Annotated in this window: 1 protein-coding gene; it reads right to left on the bottom strand. The window is 72.6% G+C overall.

Annotated features, from left to right (window positions below; translation table 11 throughout):
• Positions 1–2,112 (bottom strand): serine/threonine-protein kinase (locus VFV21_RS04610; RefSeq protein ID WP_329668312.1); only part of this gene is annotated, 2,112 nt, incomplete at its 3' end.
• Positions 2,113–2,164: the final 52 nt, after the last annotated feature.

Below are 2,164 nucleotides of genomic sequence, written 5' to 3'. Positions count from 1 at the left end.
CCCCGGCTTGGCGCAGTTCTCCGCCAGGCACAGCTCGCGCATGATGAACACCTTGTCCTTGCACTGGTCCACGGCCTGGAGCGCGGACGCACTGGCGCTCACGGGCGGCGGCAGCGTGCGCGGCGGCGGCGGCTCGGGATCGACACGGGCGGGCACGGTGGCCACCGCGGGCCGCGGCGCCGGTTCCGGCGGGGGCGCGACGCCGGCCTTCGCGGTCCGGGTGGGCTGGCTGGCCGCCTTCTTCGCGGCCGCGGCGGCCTTCGGTGAAGGGGCGCTGGCCGCGGGCGTCGCGGCCGCGACCGGCGGGGCGGCGGCGGGCGCCGGCGCACTCACGACGGCGGGCGCTGCCAGGTCGGGCGGAGCCGGAGGAGGCGCTGCGGGAGCCGGGGCCGCGCGCGGAGCGGCCGCGGGTGGCGCGGTGGCTGCGACGGGCACCGGAGCGCTCTCCGGAGGCGTGCTGCGGCCCATCACCAGGGCCAGCAGGCCCGCGACGGCGAGCGCGCCCACGGTGGCCAGTGCCGCCACGGGAAGCTTCTTCTTCGCCGGAGGCGGCACGCTTGCGTCGTCGTCGTCCACGGGCGTGGCCGTGGCCCGCGCCACGGGAGCCGGCGGGGGCTGCATCGGCGGGGGCACCGGAACCGGCTGCACGGCCGGCGCGGCGGGCTGCGTCACGGTGGGCACCGCCGTGCCGGTACTCGCGGCCACCGGAGGAGCGATCGCGGCCGCGCCAGCTGCCACGGGCGCGGCCGGAGCGATCGCGGGCGCGGCGGGGCTCGCCAGCGGCATGCCGGCACCGGCGGGCTGGATGATCGTCTTGGTGTATTCCTCGTCGACCCAGTTCGCGGGCCGCAGGTCGGTGCCGTTCTCGCCCACCGGGCCGGACGGGGCGGCCATGGGGGCGGCGGGGCGCGACACGTCGGTGCGCATGCGCGTGGCTTCGCTGTCCGGGAACTGCGTGGCGGCGAACACGCTGGAGGTGCCCATGCCGGGCTGGCTCAGGACGGTCTGGTCACCACCCGACAGCTTGCGCAGGCGCCGGCGCGCGAGGTCCGCGTAGATGCCGGCCGGGAACTTCTCCAGGAAGCCCTGCAGTTCCTCGGCATCGCTGGAGTCCTTCACGTCCTTCCAGTACACCAGCTCGAGTTCCTGCGTGACGGATGTGGAGCTGCCGATCGAAGGCGTGGTGCCACCCGGAGGTACCGAGCCCGGGGTCGTCAGCGGACGCGAGGCGGCGGGCTCCACCTTCTTGTTCGGGTTCTGCGGCGGCACCACCGTCTGGTCTTCCGCGCGCCGGATCGCGGCCTGCAGCGCCACGGCGAAATCGCGCGCGGTGGCGAAGCGCTCCTCGCGCGTCTTGGCCAGGGCGCGCGCCACCACCGCATCGATCGCGGGCGGCAGCTTCGGGTTGATCGAGGTCGGCGTCGGCGGGTTGTGGCCGATGATCTGGTGGATGATCGAGAAGTCGTTGTCGCCGTCGAACGGGCGCTTGTCGGTGAGCAGCTGGTACAGCACGACGCCGGCGGAGAACAGGTCCGCGCGCGAGTCGATCTTCTGGCCCTGCACCTGTTCGGGCGCCATGTACTTCAGCGTGCCCACCATGCTGCCCTGCGTGCGCGTCGCTTCGCCGGAATCCTGGATGCGCGCCACGCCGAAGTCGGTGAGCTTCACGCGGCCGCCGGGCTCGATCAGCAGGTTGGCCGGCTTGATGTCGCGGTGCACGATGCCCTGCTTGTGCGCGTAGTCCAGCGCGGACAGCAGGTCGCGGATGATCTTGAGCGACTGTTCGAGCGAGTAGCGAACGCCCCGGTCCAGGTGGTGCTTGAGGTCGTCGCCCTGGATGTACTCCATCACCAGGAAGGCGACGTCGCCATCGCGGTCGGAGTCGTAGACGCTGACGATGTTCGGGTGCTGCAGGCGCGCGGCGGAGCGCGCCTCGGTGCGGAACCGGTGCTCGTATTCGGCCGCGGCCTCTTCGGACAGGTTCTCGACCTTGACCGTCTTGATCGCGACGCGCCGGTCCAGGTTGGGATCGCGGCCTTCGTAAACCACGCCCATGGCACCCTTGCCGAGGACCCGGATCACTTCGTACCGACCCAGCTTTTTCAGACTCACGTCATCGCCGTGTTAACAGATGGAAACCCATTCTAGCCGCCGGTCCCCCTGT

The sequence above is a fragment of the Arenimonas sp. genome (genome assembly GCF_036275555.1).
Classification (GTDB): domain Bacteria; phylum Pseudomonadota; class Gammaproteobacteria; order Xanthomonadales; family Xanthomonadaceae; genus Arenimonas.
Note: the sequence above shows the minus strand (reverse complement) of the source record. Positions and strands in the feature narration are given on the sequence as shown.